Origin of the sequence: Pectobacterium actinidiae (assembly GCF_000803315.1) — a bacterium.
Classification (GTDB): Bacteria; Pseudomonadota; Gammaproteobacteria; order Enterobacterales; family Enterobacteriaceae; genus Pectobacterium; species Pectobacterium actinidiae.
This window is the reverse complement of sequence record NZ_JRMH01000001.1, coordinates 976,828-992,682: the sequence shown is the minus strand read 5'-3', so window position 1 is coordinate 992,682 and position 15,855 is coordinate 976,828. Positions and strand designations below refer to the sequence as shown.

The 15,855-nt window shown below is 52.2% G+C and carries 10 protein-coding genes; 3 read left to right on the top strand and 7 right to left on the bottom strand.

Going from position 1 to position 15,855, the window contains the following annotated elements; genetic code table 11:
• Positions 1-50: 50 nt before the first annotated feature.
• The 5 genes from brnQ to phoB all read right to left on the bottom strand — a co-directional run bounded on the left by brnQ (position 51) and on the right by phoB (position 6,165).
• Positions 51-1,370, bottom strand: coding sequence for a branched-chain amino acid transport system II carrier protein (brnQ, locus tag KKH3_RS04085; protein ID WP_039356089.1), 1,320 nt, complete (start codon positions 1,368-1,370; stop codon positions 51-53).
• A 452-nt stretch (positions 1,371-1,822) separates the two neighbouring features.
• Positions 1,823-2,929, bottom strand: a complete 1,107-nt coding sequence (locus KKH3_RS04080; RefSeq protein ID WP_039356086.1) for a cobalamin-independent methionine synthase II family protein — start codon at positions 2,927-2,929, stop codon at positions 1,823-1,825.
• 242 nt (positions 2,930-3,171) lie between these two features.
• On the bottom strand, positions 3,172-4,110 hold the full coding sequence (locus KKH3_RS04075) for a PstS family phosphate ABC transporter substrate-binding protein (RefSeq protein ID WP_039356083.1): 939 nt from the start codon (positions 4,108-4,110) through the stop codon (positions 3,172-3,174).
• 15 nt (positions 4,111-4,125) lie between these two features.
• Positions 4,126-5,448: a phosphate regulon sensor histidine kinase PhoR gene (phoR, locus tag KKH3_RS04070; RefSeq protein WP_039356080.1), complete on the bottom strand. Its 1,323-nt coding sequence runs from the start codon at positions 5,446-5,448 to the stop codon at positions 4,126-4,128.
• Positions 5,449-5,475: 27 nt separating this feature from the next.
• Complete coding sequence (phoB, locus tag KKH3_RS04065; RefSeq protein WP_005975981.1) at positions 5,476-6,165, bottom strand: phosphate response regulator transcription factor PhoB; 690 nt, start codon at positions 6,163-6,165, stop codon at positions 5,476-5,478.
• A gap of 295 nt (positions 6,166-6,460) precedes the next feature.
• Here phoB and sbcD point away from each other — a divergent pair, with 295 nt between their 5' ends.
• Both sbcD and KKH3_RS04055 read left to right on the top strand, forming a co-directional pair.
• Positions 6,461-7,687 (top strand): exonuclease subunit SbcD, encoded by a 1,227-nt coding sequence (sbcD, locus tag KKH3_RS04060; protein WP_039356076.1) that lies wholly within the window; start codon positions 6,461-6,463, stop codon positions 7,685-7,687.
• Complete coding sequence (locus KKH3_RS04055; protein ID WP_039356074.1) at positions 7,684-11,367, top strand: AAA family ATPase; 3,684 nt, start codon at positions 7,684-7,686, stop codon at positions 11,365-11,367. The genes sbcD and KKH3_RS04055 overlap by 4 nt, the downstream gene beginning before the upstream one ends.
• 3 nt (positions 11,368-11,370) lie before the next feature.
• Here KKH3_RS04055 and mak read toward each other — a convergent pair whose 3' ends face one another.
• A complete protein-coding gene (gene mak, locus KKH3_RS04050; protein ID WP_039356070.1) occupies positions 11,371-12,282 on the bottom strand; it encodes a fructokinase in 912 nt (303 codons plus the stop codon).
• A 418-nt stretch (positions 12,283-12,700) separates the two neighbouring features.
• Between mak and rdgC the strand changes: the two genes are divergently transcribed.
• Entirely contained in the window at positions 12,701-13,630 is a 930-nt protein-coding gene (gene rdgC, locus KKH3_RS04045) for a recombination-associated protein RdgC (RefSeq protein ID WP_039356068.1), read from the top strand.
• A gap of 111 nt (positions 13,631-13,741) precedes the next feature.
• On the opposite strand, the gene KKH3_RS04040 is transcribed toward rdgC, so the two are convergent.
• Entirely contained in the window at positions 13,742-15,532 is a 1,791-nt protein-coding gene (locus KKH3_RS04040) for a methyl-accepting chemotaxis protein (RefSeq protein WP_039356066.1), read from the bottom strand.
• Positions 15,533-15,855 lie beyond the last annotated feature (323 nt).

The window sequence follows — 15,855 nt, the reverse complement described above, 5'->3', positions numbered from 1 at the left end:
GAGGTAGTACGTTATTTCTACCGCCCCAGCGCAATCAGGTGTTAACGATATTATTGATGTACCGTCACTTCCTGACGACCACAAAGTCTGTCGTAAATCACCGCTACCAGTAAAATCAGCAACGACGGTGGCAGCCAGGCCAACCCTTGCTCGCTCAGCGGCAAGTTGAGGCTCCACTCTGGCAACAGTGATTTGAAGGCCGACGATTTTATACCATCAATCATGCCAAATAACAGGCTGACTAACATGACGGGAGCCACAATACGTGAAGCGCTATTCCACCAGCGCAGCGTAAAGCTCAATAAAACCAGAATGATACACGGTGGATAAATCGCCGTCAGTACGGGAATAGAAAGTTGAATCAGATGGCTCAGGCCCAGATTAGACACCACCATCGAGAACGTTCCCAGCACAAACACCAGCGTGCGGTAAGACAACGGCAGGTATTGCGCAAAGAATTCAGCACAGGCACAGGTTAGCCCCACCGCCGTCACCAGACACGCGATGAAGATTAACAACGCCAGGAAACTGCTTCCCATGTTGCCGAACGTGTGTTGCACATAGGCATGGAGAATCTCTGCCCCATTCTGCGCCTGCGGCACCAGTTCACCACTGACAGAACCGAGCTGGAACAGGCTCAGATAAACCAGTGTAAGACCGATGCCCGCAATTAACCCAGCCCATACGGTATAACGCGTCAGCAGTACAGAGCTGGTCACCCCACGCGAGCGCGCCGCATTAACGATCACGATACCAAAGACCATTGCACCCAGCGTATCCATCGTCAGATAACCGTTGACGAAACCATTAGAGAACGGCAGTTGCTCATACGTTTCTGTCGAGGGGATAGGTGAACCGGCAGGCCACAGCACCGCCGCAATCCCCAGTACCGCCAGAGCAATAATTTTTAACGGTGCCAGCACGTGGCCGACCGTATCCAGCAATTTGCCCGGATACAGGGAAATCGCGATCACAATAGCAAAATAAATCAGGCTATAAATCAGCAGCGGAGAGGCGCCGTTGCCGACCAAAGGAGCCAGACCGACTTCAAACGACACCGTTGCCGTGCGCGGTGTTGCAAACAGTGGCCCAACAGCCAGATAGCACACAGTCGCCAGAACCACACCAGCCTTTTTACCAATCGGCGAGCTCAGCGCATCAACACCACCGCCAACCCGGGCAAGTGCGATCACGGTCAACACCGGTAGACCCACCGCCGTCAGCAGAAAGCCAATCGCTGCGGTCCAAACGTGCTCTCCCGCCTGCAATCCCACCATAGGCGGAAAAATAATATTTCCTGCCCCAACGAATAAAGCAAAGGTCATAAAGCCTAATGCCACGATATCTTTGGAAGTTAAACGATGACTCATAGTTATGTCGTGTTGCCTGTATCAAATCGATAAAAAGAAAACGGTGCTGTTTATCGCCGCCAGAAGTCATTCACAAAAGGCTAGCTCGAAGCATGACGAGTAAAGAGGAGTTATTTTTTTTCACAGCCATATTGGGTGCTAAGTAAAACGTTTATAGCGTAAAAAGACAAGCAGAGATCCAAAAACCAGAGTATTTAGCCTAATTATGCTAAAAAATAAGAATATAAATTGGTTTGTCCTGATTTGCATAACACATGATTTGCGCATTTATCGATATTTCATTGCAATAAAACTGACAAAAACCGCAGCAAAATGCGTTGTTCGATCATAAAAAAAACATATTACACAGAAAGGTTGCAGACGAAGAGCGGGATAACGGCCATAAAAAAAGGCTGAATCATATGATCCAGCCTTGTAATATCCATCGTTGAGATAAGGTTATACTCTCGGTATCACCACACGCGATTGGCGATATCTACGACAAGCTTCAGCTTATTCCACTGCTGCTCTTCCGTCAGGCTATTGCCCTCTTCCGTTGAGGCAAAACCACACTGCGGGCTCAGGCAAATCTGGCTGAGATCGACATATTTTGCCGCTTCCGCAATACGCGCCTGCACAACTTCGGCCTCTTCCAATTCACCGTTCTTTGTAGTGATCAGTCCCAGCACCACCTGCTGATGGCCTGGCTTAACAAAACGTAACGGCTCAAACCCACCCGCTCTCTCGGTATCATATTCCAGGAAGAACGCATCAACATTCACTTCGCCAAACAGAATTTCTGCCACAGGTTCGTACCCGCCTTCAGAAATCCAGGTTGAGCGGAAATTACCGCGACAGACGTGTAAACCGATAACCAGATCCGCAGGCTTATCAGCCAGCGCTTTATTCAGCACGTCAGCATAGGTCCGTGCCAGCTGTGCCGGATCTTCACCACGTTCACGAATCTGGCGTTTTTGATCGTCAGAGCACAGGTAAGCCCACACGGTGTCATCCAGTTGCAGGAAGCGGCAGCCTGCATCATAAAATGCGTGAATCGCATCGTGCCAGGTTTGCGCTAGATCGTCGAAGTAGTCAGCCAGATCGGGGTAAACCGTTGCATCAATCGCTTTTCGTCCGCCACGGAAATGCATCACGCTAGGGCTCGGAATCGTCATTTTCGCGACCGCATCACCAGAAATGCTGTTCAGGTAGCGGAAATGATCGAGCATCGGATGCTGAGGATTAAACCTGACTTTATCCACGACGCGAATCGCATGGGATTTGGTCTGGATACCATTGAATTGAATACCGTGGTCGGCTTCGTAGCGCTCCACGCCGTGCAAATCAGCAAAGAAATCAAAGTGCCACCAGGCACGGCGCAGTTCACCATCTGTCACAACCTGCAAGCCCGCTTCACGTTGCTTTTCTACCACCCGCAGAATCTCACGATCTTCAATGTTACGCAGTGCAACATCATCAATCTCACCCGCCTGATGCTGAAGACGTGCTTCCTTAATCGCTGCCGGACGTAAGAAACTGCCAACGGTATCGGCACGGAAAGGGGATAAGGTATTCGCCATATGTCGCTCCTGACATGTTGCCAGCACGGCGCTTCAGGAAAGAAGCGTACTGACAGATAGTTTCAATATGAAATATTTGCCCAGAGGGATAGTTACATTTAATCTTATTTAGCCATCTGGACGTCTAAATTTAAAACTATCCTGTCACGTGGCGAATCGCAGAGCAATGGAAGAATTTTCACGTCACATGAAGAAAGTTCATGTGACGTGAAAATGTCGCCAACTCTTGATGGAAAGAGGAATTATTCCGGCAGGCCGATCAACTGGCGCGCCTGACGACGCGTTTCTTCCGGCAAGGGCAAATAGCCATCCTGATTCACCAACGCTTGCCCTGTTTCAGACAGCACACTCGCTAAAAATGCCGCCGTCAGCGCTTCCAGCGGTTGGTTGGGCGCTTTGTTCACATAAATATAGAGATAACGAGTATAGGGATACAAACCGCTGCGAATATTCTCAGTCGAGGGGTAAATGTAGTCGGTGCCTTGTGCGGCTAGCGGCAGCATTTTCACGCCGCTAGTACGAAAGCCCACGCTGGCATAGCCGATGGCATCGCTCGACGCAGCAACGGCCTGCACAACGGACGCCGACCCCGGCAACTCATTGACTTGAGGAAGGAAATCGCCACGGCATAGCGCCTTTTGCTTAAAGAAGCCATAGGTTCCCGACGCAGAGTTTCGCCCATAGCGCAGTAGCGTGCGTTTTTCCCAACTGCCATGCAGGCCGAGATCGCCCCACTGTTTTATCGACTGGTGGTTACCACAGCGCTGCGTAATCGAAAAGATGGCGTCCAGTTGCGACAAGTTCAGCCCAGGCAGCGGGTTATCCTGATTGACCAACACGACCAGCGCATCCATTGCCACCGGCACCGCCAGCGGCGGATAGCCATAGTGCTGGACGAATGCCTCAATTTCGCTGGCCTTCATCGCCCTGCTCATCGGCCCAAGCTGCGCGGCTCCCGATGCCAGAGACGTCGGTGCAGAGGACGAACCCGCGGCCTGAATCTGTAAATTCACGTTCGGATAATGCTGGCCAAAATCCGCCGCCCAAAAGGCCATCAGGTTAGCCAGCGTATCCGACCCCGCGCTGGAGAGATTACCCGCCAACATCTGGCGAGGCTGTGCGGAGCACAACGCGCTGAGCAGCAGTAAAAAAGCGCCCGCAATACGAGTGGCGGATGTCATGGATAGCGTTTTCCGTCAAGCTGAAGGTTTCACCGTATTTTCAGCCAGAGAGGCAGGGACAATCAACCGATTCGGCAACGTAAAGACGAAACGTGAGCCTTGCCCATCCTCACTCATGATCTCCAGACGGGAATCATGATGGCTGAGTGCATGCTTAACAATCGCCAGCCCCAGTCCGCTCCCGCCCGTCTGTCGCGAACGCGCCTTATCCACTCGATAAAAGCGTTCCGTCAGGCGCGGTAAATGCTCGGCCGCAATCCCCGGCCCGTTATCGCTGACCTGAAATTGCGCGCCCTGTGGGATCTTCTGCCAGCAGACTTCGATACGCGTTCCCGCAGGCGTATGGTTGACGGCGTTATACACCAGATTGGATACCGCACTGCGCAGTTGTTCTTCATTACCAAACACGCAGAGATTTTCATTCACACGAAAGACGATCTCATGACGCCCCTGACTCAGCGTCTGCGCTTCACGCTGCAATACGCGCAGCATCAATGGGATATCGACTTTTTCATTCAGATCAATTGCCGTCGCCGCCTCAATACGGGACAAGGTCAGCAACTGTTTGACCAGCCCATCCATGCGTCGGGTCTGCTCCTGCATGGTGCTCAGCGCCTTCCCTCGCAGAGCCGCATCCAGCGTTTCTTCCTGCATCATTTCCAGATAGCCCTGCAACACCGTCAGCGGCGTACGCAGCTCATGGCTCACGTTGGCAAAAAAGTTACGTCTGGCACCTTCAAGCTGGTGCATTTGCGTAATATCACGCACCACCATCAATAGCTGCCCTTCGGAATAGGGCATCACGCGGAATTCAACATGGTGAGAATTATTCAACTGTAGCGTGAGAGGACGGCTAAAATCCTGTCCTTTCATGTAGTTTGTGAATTCGGGATAGCGCAATAAGTTGAGGATATTCTGACCGTTATCCTCCGGCCAGCGGAAATTCAGCAGGTGCTGCGCCAGATGATTACACCAGAAGATCGTTCCTTCTTCGGTAGTGATCACCACAGCATCCGGCAAGGACTCGGCACCGCTACGAAACCGTTTGATCAGAAGCGCCAGCTCACGGCGGCGGCGTCGGTTCCGCAACTGCATTTGGTAAAGCCCATAAAACAGCGGCTCCCAACTCCAGCGACCAGGCGGTGGCGTCATACTGCGGTCAACCCACAGCCAATAAGAGAGTTTTAGCTGGTTATAAAAATTCCAGCAGAGTAGGCCTAATACCGCGACCAGCAGAAACCAGGGCAGATAACCAAAAACCAGCCCCAGCAGCAACGCAGGTAAACAAAAAAAAGCCAGCTCCAATGCCAGCCTTTTCCAGGATAAACGTTCTAGCACGTTAATATTTCTCCGGTTACGATCACCTCAGTAACGCGTTGAAAAACGGTAGCCCGTTCCCCGAACGGTTTGCACCATTTTGTCATGTCCGCTGGTTTCCAGTGCTTTACGCAAGCGACGAATATGAACGTCGACAGTACGATCCTCAACGTAAACGTTAGTGCCCCAAACGTGATTCAGCAACTGTTCCCGGCTATAAACACGCTCAGGATGCGTCATAAAGAAATGCAGCAGTTTAAATTCCGTCGGCCCCATGTCCAACGCATGCTCTTCGGTCGTCACGCGATGCGAGGAAGGATCGAGGCTCAGGCCACGCATTTCAATCACTTCTTCCACCGCCATCGGTGAAATTCGGCGCATCACGGCTTTGATACGCGCTACCAATTCTTTGGGTGAGAACGGTTTAGTAATGTAATCATCCGCCCCCACTTCAAGCCCGCGCACGCGGTCTTCTTCTTCGCCACGCGCGGTCAACATCATCACCGGAATATCACGCGTCAGCGCCTCGCGCTTCATATGCTTGATGAATTGCAGGCCCGACCCACCTGGCAGCATCCAGTCTAACAACACCAGTTCTGGGAACGGCTCCGACAGTTGCGTTACCGCGCTATCATAGTCTTCAGCTTCAACGGGTTGATAACCATTTTGTTCCAGTACAAAGCAGACCATTTCACGAATTGGTGCTTCATCTTCCACGACTAATATGCGTTTTGCCATTGTTAATCCTGTCGTTAATCATCGTCGCTGTTAGCAGGCGAAAGGCATTATGCGTCAGTTTTATGACAGATTTATGAAAAACACCCGGACCTCTCCGCACGATTGTTACAGCGCGTACATCCTATTTTTCGAGCCGCTTTCCAAACTCCTGATTCCACCGCGACAGCCGCCGTCCCTGCTATATATAATCATGGCATGACGATGACAAAGCACTCTGGCGACGACACACCCTTTCACATAATAAATAATGACAACGTCATCCACCGCCACGCGGCATGAATATCGAGAGAACACGATGCGCATTATCCACACCGCCGATTGGCATTTAGGGCAATATTTTTATACCAAAAGCCGAAGCGCTGAGCATCAGGCTTTTCTACACTGGCTCATCGTTCAGGTGGAACACCATCAGGTCGATGCCATTATCGTTGCAGGCGATATTTTTGATAACGGTTCGCCCCCCAGCTATGCACGGGAAATGTATTATAGCTTCGTGGTAGAACTACAACGCACGGGCTGTCAGCTCGTTATTCTCGGCGGCAACCACGATTCCGTCGCCATGCTGAATGAATCCCGCGAGCTGTTGGCCTGCCTGAACACGCAGGTGATTGCCAGCGCCAGTGATGAGCCTGCCCAACAGGTGATCCTGTTGGAAAACCGTCAGCAGCAGCCCGGAGCCCTACTCTGCGCCATTCCTTTTTTACGTCCGCGTGATGTGTTAACCAGCAAAGCCGGACAATCCGGAGATGAAAAACAGCTGGCGCTACAGGAAGCGATTACCGCGCACTACCAACAGTGTTACCAACTGGCTTGCCAAAAGCGCGACGAACTAGGCTTACCGTTGCCGATTATTGCAACCGGACACCTGACGACGATTGGCGCGACCGCCTCAGAATCCGTACGCGATATCTATATTGGTACGCTCGATGCCTTCCCTGCTCAGGCTTTTCCGCCAGCGGATTATATCGCGCTGGGGCATATTCATCGCCCACAGCGTGTGACCCAAAGCGAGCACATTCGCTACAGCGGTTCACCTATCCCGCTAAGTTTTGATGAACTGAACAGCGAGAAATCCGTCTGTCTGGTGAGTTTTGCACCAGACGCGCCAGCACAAGTAGAAATACTGCCGATTCCCGTCACTCAGCCGATGCAGCTGATTAAAGGCAGCCTGAGTGATATTGAGCAGCAGTTGGCTGCCTTTCAGAACTATCAGGGGGATAAGTCCGTGTGGCTGGATATCGAACTCAACACGCAGGATTATCTGAGCGACATGCAAAAACGCATTCAGGCGATGACCGAACATCTGCCCGTTGAGGTACTGCTGCTGCGCCGTACGCGCGAACAGCGCCTGCAAGCGATTACGCGGCAGGACAAGGAAACGCTGAACGAACTGAGCGTGCATGACGTTTTTGAACGTCGTATGGCAACGGAGACAGACATGGAAGACAGTCGCCAACAGCGCGTCCGTACGCTGTTTAATCAGGTTATTGATGAACTGGAAAATAGCGAGCCAGCCCAATGAAAATCCTCAGTCTGCGCTTAAAGAATCTCAACGCGCTGAAAGGCGAATGGAAAATCGATTTCACGCAGGAGCCGTTTTCCAGCAACGGCTTATTTGCCATTACCGGCCCGACCGGCGCGGGGAAAACCACGCTGCTGGATGCAATCTGTCTGGCGCTGTATCACGAAACGCCACGGCTAGGTCTGCTTTCCGCCAGCCAGAATGACCTAATGACGCGTAATACCGCTGAATGTCTCGCCGAAGTCGAATTCGAGGTTAAAGGCATCGGATATCGCGCCTTCTGGAGCCAGCGTCGGGCAAGAAACGCTCCGGACGGCAACTTACAGTCCCCCAAGGCCGAACTCGCCCTCATTGAAGACGGCAAGATTCTGTGTGAAAAACTCAATGATAAAAAAGAGATGATCACACAGCTCACTGGGCTTGATTTCGGCCGTTTCACGCGTTCGATGATGCTGTCACAAGGACAATTTGCCGCCTTCCTCAACGCGAAAGCAGACGATAGAGCGGAACTACTGGAAGAGCTGACCGGCACGGATATTTACGGCCTGATTTCCGAACGCGTCTATGACAAACACAAACAGGCAAACGTAGCATTGAACACGCTACAGGCACGCGCATCAGGCATTCAACTGTTAACAGATGAGCAGCGTCAGCAGGTGGAAGAACAGCTTGCCGAGCTGATCCAGCAGGAGCAACGGGGCAACATCGAACGTGAGCAAGCGCTGACTACGCTGCGCTGGTTTGAGCAACTGACGCAGCAGCACACGCAGTTAAGCAGCACGCAGGCGCAGCATACGAGCGCCGAATCTGCCATTCAGCAGGCTAAACCGCAGCTCGACCGCTTAACTCACAGCGAACCGGCAGAAAAACTGAGGCCGCTACATCAGGAACGCGAGCGCTATCGACAGGAGTCTCTTACGCTGGCACAGCGTATTGAACAACTGACCGGGAAGCAGGCCGCCGAGCAGGTGACGTTAACCGCGCTACGCCAGCAGGAAGAAAAAGCAGAGCGGGATGTGAGTGAGCACAAACGGGTACGCCAGCAACAAGAGCAGGTGATCAACGAACAGGTTGTGCCACTTGACCATCGCATTACCACGCTGGTGCAGCAAAAAACGCAGCAACAGGACGAGCTGGCAAAAACACAGGCTCGCCTGCACGCCGATGAAAGCAAACAAACACAGGCAGCGGCGGAACAGCAGCAGGCTAAGCAACGGCTTGAACAGATTCAGTCTTACCGCCAGCAATACGCGCATCATCAGCAGTGGGGAGAACAGCTTCCTCTGTGGCGCACCCAGTTTCGGCAATTGTGCCAGCTTCAGGACGAGCAGCAAAAGCTGAAACAAAAACAGGCACAGCATACCGAACAGTCAGCCACGTTACAGCAAGAGGCTGTGATGCTGGCGGCACAGCAGCGTGAACAGCAAGCAGGTGCTGATGCAGCGCGTCAGCAGTTCATACAACATGATGAAGCACGGCAACATCAGGAAGCGCACCAGCCGCTTTCTGTCCTGCAACAGCAGTTTAATCAACGCATTGACCAGCGCGCTGAACGCCAACAGCTCGCGACCATCAGCGACCAGTTCCAGCGTCTGCATATTCGTAAGCAGCAATACCTCGCCAAACAGGGGGAGGTACAAGAGCATATCAGCCAGTCAGAAGTCTTAAAGAAACAGCAGCAGTCTGAGCATGAGCAGCGCAGCCAGCATCTTGCCGATCTGGAAACGCTACACCGACAGGAAGAGCATATCGTTAAGCTGGAGGCCGAACGGCAACGGCTACAGGCTGGCGAGCCTTGCCCGCTGTGCGGTTCGACCGAGCATCCGGCCATCGAACGCTATCAGGCACTACAGCCGTCTGAAACCCAACAGCGCCTGACAGCGCTACAGCAGGAAGTGAATCAGTTAACGACGGCGCTGGCAAATACGACGGCACAATTGACCGCACGAGAGCAACAGCGGGAACAGTTGCAGCAGGACATCGCTCAGCTCGATAGCGAGCATCACACCCTGCTGCAACAATGGCAAGATGTCAGTGAGCGCTTACAAGTTAATTACTCGCTGGAACAGCCAGACGAGGTTGCAGCGTGGCTGGCGCAAAATGAAGCTGAAGAACAGGCTATTCGACAGCAGATTTTCGCACGCGAACAATTGCAAAAACAGTGGCAGGAAAGTAAGGATTTACTGACCGCCACAGAGGCATTACAGCGGGAACTCGACCAGAAAATTGCGCTCAACACCCAGCAACAAACGTCGCTAAATATTACGCAACAAGAGACCGAGCAATCGCTACAAAACGTACAGCAGCAGCTCACACAACACATTCAGGAAATCACGCAGGCGCTGGAAAATGTGGGGCTTCTGCTGCCGGAAGCTGACACACAGGATGACTGGCTAGCTCAGCGCGAAAGCGAATGGCAAGACTGGAAAGCCAAAGAACAGGAGCAATCTCGCTTAGTTCCTCTATTAGCCACGCTCGACAGCGATCTTCAGCATCTGAATCGCAGCGTGACTGAGGCAAAACAGCAGCTCCAAACGCAGCAACAGCAGTTGGAACAGCACCTCGCGTTGCTCAACACAAGTCAACAAGAGCGGCAGGCGCTGTTTGGGGATGGGCAAATCGTGGCTGTACGCGAACAGCTACAGCGAACCAGCCAACAGTATGACGATGCGCTTCGCGTGGCCCAATCTGCTCGCCAGCAAACCGAAACGACATTGAGCCGCCTGACGGGAGAGCTGAGCAGCACGCAACAGCAGCATGAACAGAGCACCCGCCAGCATGAGAGTGCGGCTGAGCGTTTTGGTCAGGCTTTACAGCAAAGCACGTTCGCTGATGAAACCACATTCCTTAATGCGCTGCTTGACGAGCAAGAACGTCAGACGTTGCAGGCATGGAAGGAAAAGCTGTATCAAGACTTGCAGCAGGCAGCGGCACTTCACCAGCAGGCTGAGCGGGATCTGCTCTCCCATCAAGAAAAGCGCCCCGCTTCCCTGACGGAAGACGCCACACAAGAAGCGGTACGGCAGCAGTTAGCAGCGCTGGATGAAACGCTGAAAACCAACCTGCGGCAGCAAGGCGAGTTCCAGCGTCAGTTGACTGACGATCGACAACAGCGTCAGAACCAGCAGGATTTGCTCAATGAGATCGCCCAAAGTCAGCAAATGTATGACGACTGGAGCTGTCTTAATACGCTCATCGGCTCACAAAGCGGGCATAAATTCCGTAAGTTTGCTCAGGGGCTAACGTTGGATCATCTGGTTTATCTCGCCAATCTCCAGCTTTCGCGCCTGCACGGGCGCTATATGCTGAAACGGAAACCCGGTGACGATCTGGAGCTGCTGGTGATGGATACCTGGCAAGCGGATGCCGAGCGTGATACGCGTACGCTGTCCGGCGGCGAGAGCTTCTTAGTAAGTTTGTCGCTGGCGCTGGCGCTATCCGATCTGGTCAGCCATAAAGCCAGCATCGATTCGCTGTTTCTGGATGAAGGCTTCGGCACGCTGGATGCCGAGACGCTGGATATCGCGCTGGACGCGCTCGATAACCTGAACGCCTCCGGTAAAACCATCGGCGTTATTAGCCATGTCGAAGCCATGAAAGAGCGTATTCCAGTACAGATCAAAGTACAGAAGGTTAACGGATTAGGCGTCAGCAGGCTGGCACCGCAGTACGCCGTTTAGCCATTATTCCGTCTTCGACCAGAGCCAGGCGGCTCCGCGTACCCCGCTGGAGTCGCCGTGTAGAGCCTGACGCACGGGCGTTTCGCACTCACCGCCGAAGATCCACGGCTTAATCTTTTCCGGCACGGTCTGATAAAGGCGAGAAACGTTGCTCATTCCGCCCCCCAGCACCACAACATCAGGATCGAGCAGGTTAATCACATGCGCCAACGATTTTGCCAGACGATGTTCATAGCGCTGTAACGCCAGTTCTGCGATGGGGTCGCCCTGCTCCGCTAAGGCAATGATTGCTTCACCCTTGTGCGGCTGACCGCTCAGGCGCTGGTAATCCTGCGCAAACCCCGAACCGGAAATAAAGGATTCAATGCAGCCGGACTTACCGCAGTAGCAAGGCACCGTCTGCCGATAGCGCAACTCATCGTCATCCATCCAAGGCAGCGGGTTATGCCCCCACTCGCCCGCAATACCGTTGCCGCCGACGTGAGCCTGGCCGTTCAGCGCAATGCCCGACCCACAGCCGGTTCCAATGATGACCGCGAAAACGGTCTGCTTCCCTGCTCCAGCGCCGTCAACCGCTTCTGAAACCGCGAAACAGTTCGCGTCATTGGCAACCCGCACGGGTCGATTCAGCAGTGCGGCGAGATCGAGATCCAACGCCTGACCGTTGAGCCAGGTGGAGTTGGCATTTTTTACCTTGCCGGTAAACGGCGACAGCGTACCGGGGATTCCTACCCCCACGCTGCCACGGCTGCCAGTCGCTTTTTCAGCCATCTCCACCAACCCAGCGATAGTCCTTAGCGTTGCCGGGTAGTCATTTCTTGGCGTCGGCATACGCTGCCGAAAACGTTCCTGCCCTTCATCATCCAGCGCAATGACTTCCGTTTTCGTCCCGCCTAGATCGATACCGATTCTCATGATGTCTCCCCGCGTGTTGTAAATAGGCCGAGTAAATCTGTCACCGACCTGAAAACGTTCTTATTTATAGATAAGTACCCTAAATAATTCGAGTTGCATGCAGGCAGCGACACAGCGACAAATTCGTTAAAGACGAATTTAGCCAAAGCTGACCTCCGGTGAGAGACTGTATGTCTCTCATTCATCCCCTGGAACTTACATCAGTAAGTGACCAGAGTGAGCCCGTTATTGCCAACACACATGCAGCTTGAAGTATGACGGGTATAACCAGAGAAACCAATCAGCAGCAATTCAAAGCGTGATAGGTATTCCTCTGAATCCCGGTATTTTATTCCACATAACCGCGTCGAATTCGTTATCATGCGCGCAACATTACAAACCCGCGTGCAAACCTGCGCGCCCACTCAGGGATAACACCATGTTGTGGTTTAAGAACTTAATGATTTACCGCCTCAGCCGGGACAGCGTGCTGTCCAAAGATAACGTTTTATCTGCGGATGAACTGGAAAAACGGCTCAGCGCGTTCACATTCACCCCGTGCGGCAGTCAGGATATGATGAAGACGGGTTGGGTATCGCCGATGGGATCCCATAGCGATGCATTAACGCACGTCGTGAATGGGCAAATCGTTATCTGCGTCCGTAAAGAAGAAAAAATCCTACCCTCCCCGGTCATCAAGCAAACCCTTCAGGCCAAGATTGAACGTCTGGAAGCGGAACAGCACCGCAAGCTGAAAAAAACCGAAAAAGATTCGCTGAAAGATGAAGTACTGCATAGTCTCTTGCCGCGTGCATTTAGCCGTTTCAGTCAGATTTGGTTGTGGATCGATACGGTTAACGGCCTGATTATGGTCGATGCCGCCAGCGCCAAAAAAGCGGAAGATACGCTGGCGTTGCTGCGTAAAACGCTGGGCTCGCTGCCTGTTGTGCCGCTAACGATGGAAAATCCCATCGAGTTGACGCTAACCGAGTGGGTTCGCTCCGGTGAACCGGCGGCAGGTTTCGCGCTACAGGACGAAGCAGAGCTGAAAGCCATTCTGGAAGACGGTGGCGTTATCCGCTGTAAAAAACAGGATTTGGTCTGCGACGAAATCGCCGTACACATTGAAGCAGGCAAACTGGTCACCAAGCTGGCGCTGGACTGGCAGGAACGGATTCAGTTGGTCTTGTCCGAGGACGGTTCAGTAAAACGGTTGAAGTTCTCCGATACGCTGCGGGAACAAAACGACGATATCGATCGGGAAGATTTTGCTCAGCGGTTTGATGCCGATTTTATTCTGATGACCAGCGAGCTGGCGGCATTGATTGCGAATCTGATTGAAGCGTTGGGCGGAGAAGCCCAACGTTAATGCTGTCGATTATTAATACTATCGATTACTAATACTGCCGATTACTAATGCAGTCGGTTATTGCCCGTTACCGTGTTGGCAGCGGGCAATACCTCCTCAGTCACAAATCCGTTAGACTCGGAATGCACCGACAACGGCATTCAGTTCTTCGGCCTGTGACTGCAACGCACCCGACGCAGCGGCAGATTCCTGCACCAGCGCGGCATTTTGTTGCACCATCGAATCCAATTGCGCGACCGCTTTGTTGATCTCGTTGATCCCCCGCATCTGCTCATCTGCCGCATGCGTGATTTCAGACATCACCGAGCTCACCGTAGATACGCCGCCGACAATTTCATTCATCTTGTCGCTGGCCTGACGAACCTGCACGGAACCAGAGGTCACACTGGAGACCGTCGATTCAATCAGCTCTTTAATTTCTTTTGCAGCCTGCGCGCTACGCTGTGCCAGACTACGAACCTCACCAGCAACAACGGCAAAACCCCGGCCCTGTTCACCCGCTCGCGCGGCTTCTACCGCGGCGTTCAGCGCCAGAATGTTAGTCTGGAATGCGATGCCATCGATAACACCGATGATATCGCCGATTTTGCCAGACGCGACCACAATCTCTTCCATCGTGACAATCACATCAGACACCACTTTTCCGCCCGTACCAGCATCTTTCGACAGCAGCAGCGCTTTCGCGTTAACCTGCTGCGCCGATCCTGCCGACTGCGTCACCGCCGCAGAAATTTCTTCCAGCGAGGCCGCCGTTTGCTGAATGCTCGATGCCGCAGATTCAGTACGCGCGGAGAGATCGTTGTTCCCCGCCGAGATTTCATCCGCCGCAACCTGAAGCGATGCGCTGATGTCGCGAATCTGCATCATGACCTGACTGATTTTGTCGACAAAGATATTAAACGAGCGGGCAATTTGCGCGACTTCATCATGCCCTTCATCCGGCAGTCGCTGCGTCAGATCGTTATTACCGTTGCTGATATCATCCATTGCGTCACGGATTTGCAGCAGACGTTTAAGCGCCGACGCAATGATGAAACCAATCACCAGCGTGCCCAACAGAGCGATAACAACCAGCGTGATCACAGAGGTAGACAACAGAGAACGCATGCCCGTGGTGGCTTCGGCTTTATCTAACGCCACCAGCATGAACCAGCTCGTGCCAGTAATCGGTTTTGCCAACACCAGCTTTGTTGACCCGGAGAAATCCACATCTCGAGCGCTATCGGCTGAAAGAATCTCGTTCAGATTAATAGCAGGAGCAATATCGGTGATATTTTTTAGCGTCAGTTTTTCATCCGGGTGCGCAATGATCGTACCATTACGGTCAATCAATACGCCGAAACTCCCTGGACTCGGGTTGATGGCTTTGACGTTTTCGATCACGCTTTTCATCGTCACGTCGCTACCGACTACGCCCCGAACCGTTCCCCCTTCAACGACAGGTGCAACGAAAGAAACCACTAGCGTATTGGTTACCATATCAACGTATGGTGCGGTTGCTAACGGCTTACCTTCTTTCACCGCCTGCTGATACCAGGGCCTGATAGTAGGGTTGTAATCGGCAGGAATACCGCCAGGATCGGCAAACTTAGCCGTGCCATTGGCGTAGCCCATGTATACGTTCAGGAACCCGCCCGATGCCACTATCTGTTTAAACAACGGGATCGGATCTTCATCCTGTATAGCACGATCATGCAGCGCGGAGATCATCTGCGTTTTAGAAGCAACCCAGTCGCTAATGGCTATACTGTGGCTAGTCGCTACCGCATTCAGCGTATTCTGGATCGATTCCTTATTAGCGTTATTGGCTATGGTGTAGTTAAGAAAGGTATTAATAACAAGCGAAAGTACAACAATGGTCGAACAAGCCGCAAGAATGCGGGAACGCGTCGTTTTCAGCATAAAATACTCTTTGCGTAGAATAGTTATACTATCCATAACGGCAAAGAAAAATAAAACTTGAATGCGATCACATTCTATCACCGCTATTTATCTTAAAACCTGAAACACTAATTAATATGTTCAACTAATCTTTTATGTAAATAAAAGACATCAAATGGACTTCAAATCAACGCTCAATATAAAAATCCAAATAAAATAAAAAATAAAGGATAAACAACTTATTACCAGCCATAATATAAAATTATCGCTAACTCCTGTAATTTATTACCTTTTAACAAATTAGGGATTATTCCTAATAATAACATCATTATTTTGCACGATTA

Bases quoted from the DNA above. Each gene is read 5' to 3' on its own strand.
- rdgC (WP_039356068.1), top strand. From the start codon at position 12,701: ATGTTGTGGTTTAAGAACTTAATGATTTACCGCCTCAGCCGGGACAGC.
- phoB (WP_005975981.1), bottom strand. From the start codon at position 6,165: ATGGCAAAACGCATATTAGTCGTGGAAGATGAAGCACCAATTCGTGAA.
- KKH3_RS04075 (WP_039356083.1), bottom strand. From the start codon at position 4,110: ATGACATCCGCCACTCGTATTGCGGGCGCTTTTTTACTGCTGCTCAGC.
- KKH3_RS04040 (WP_039356066.1), bottom strand. From the start codon at position 15,532: ATGCTGAAAACGACGCGTTCCCGCATTCTTGCGGCTTGTTCGACCATT.
- sbcD (WP_039356076.1), top strand. From the start codon at position 6,461: ATGCGCATTATCCACACCGCCGATTGGCATTTAGGGCAATATTTTTAT.
- brnQ (WP_039356089.1), bottom strand. From the start codon at position 1,370: ATGAGTCATCGTTTAACTTCCAAAGATATCGTGGCATTAGGCTTTATG.
- KKH3_RS04055 (WP_039356074.1), top strand. From the start codon at position 7,684: ATGAAAATCCTCAGTCTGCGCTTAAAGAATCTCAACGCGCTGAAAGGC.
- KKH3_RS04080 (WP_039356086.1), bottom strand. From the start codon at position 2,929: ATGGCGAATACCTTATCCCCTTTCCGTGCCGATACCGTTGGCAGTTTC.
- mak (WP_039356070.1), bottom strand. From the start codon at position 12,282: ATGAGAATCGGTATCGATCTAGGCGGGACGAAAACGGAAGTCATTGCG.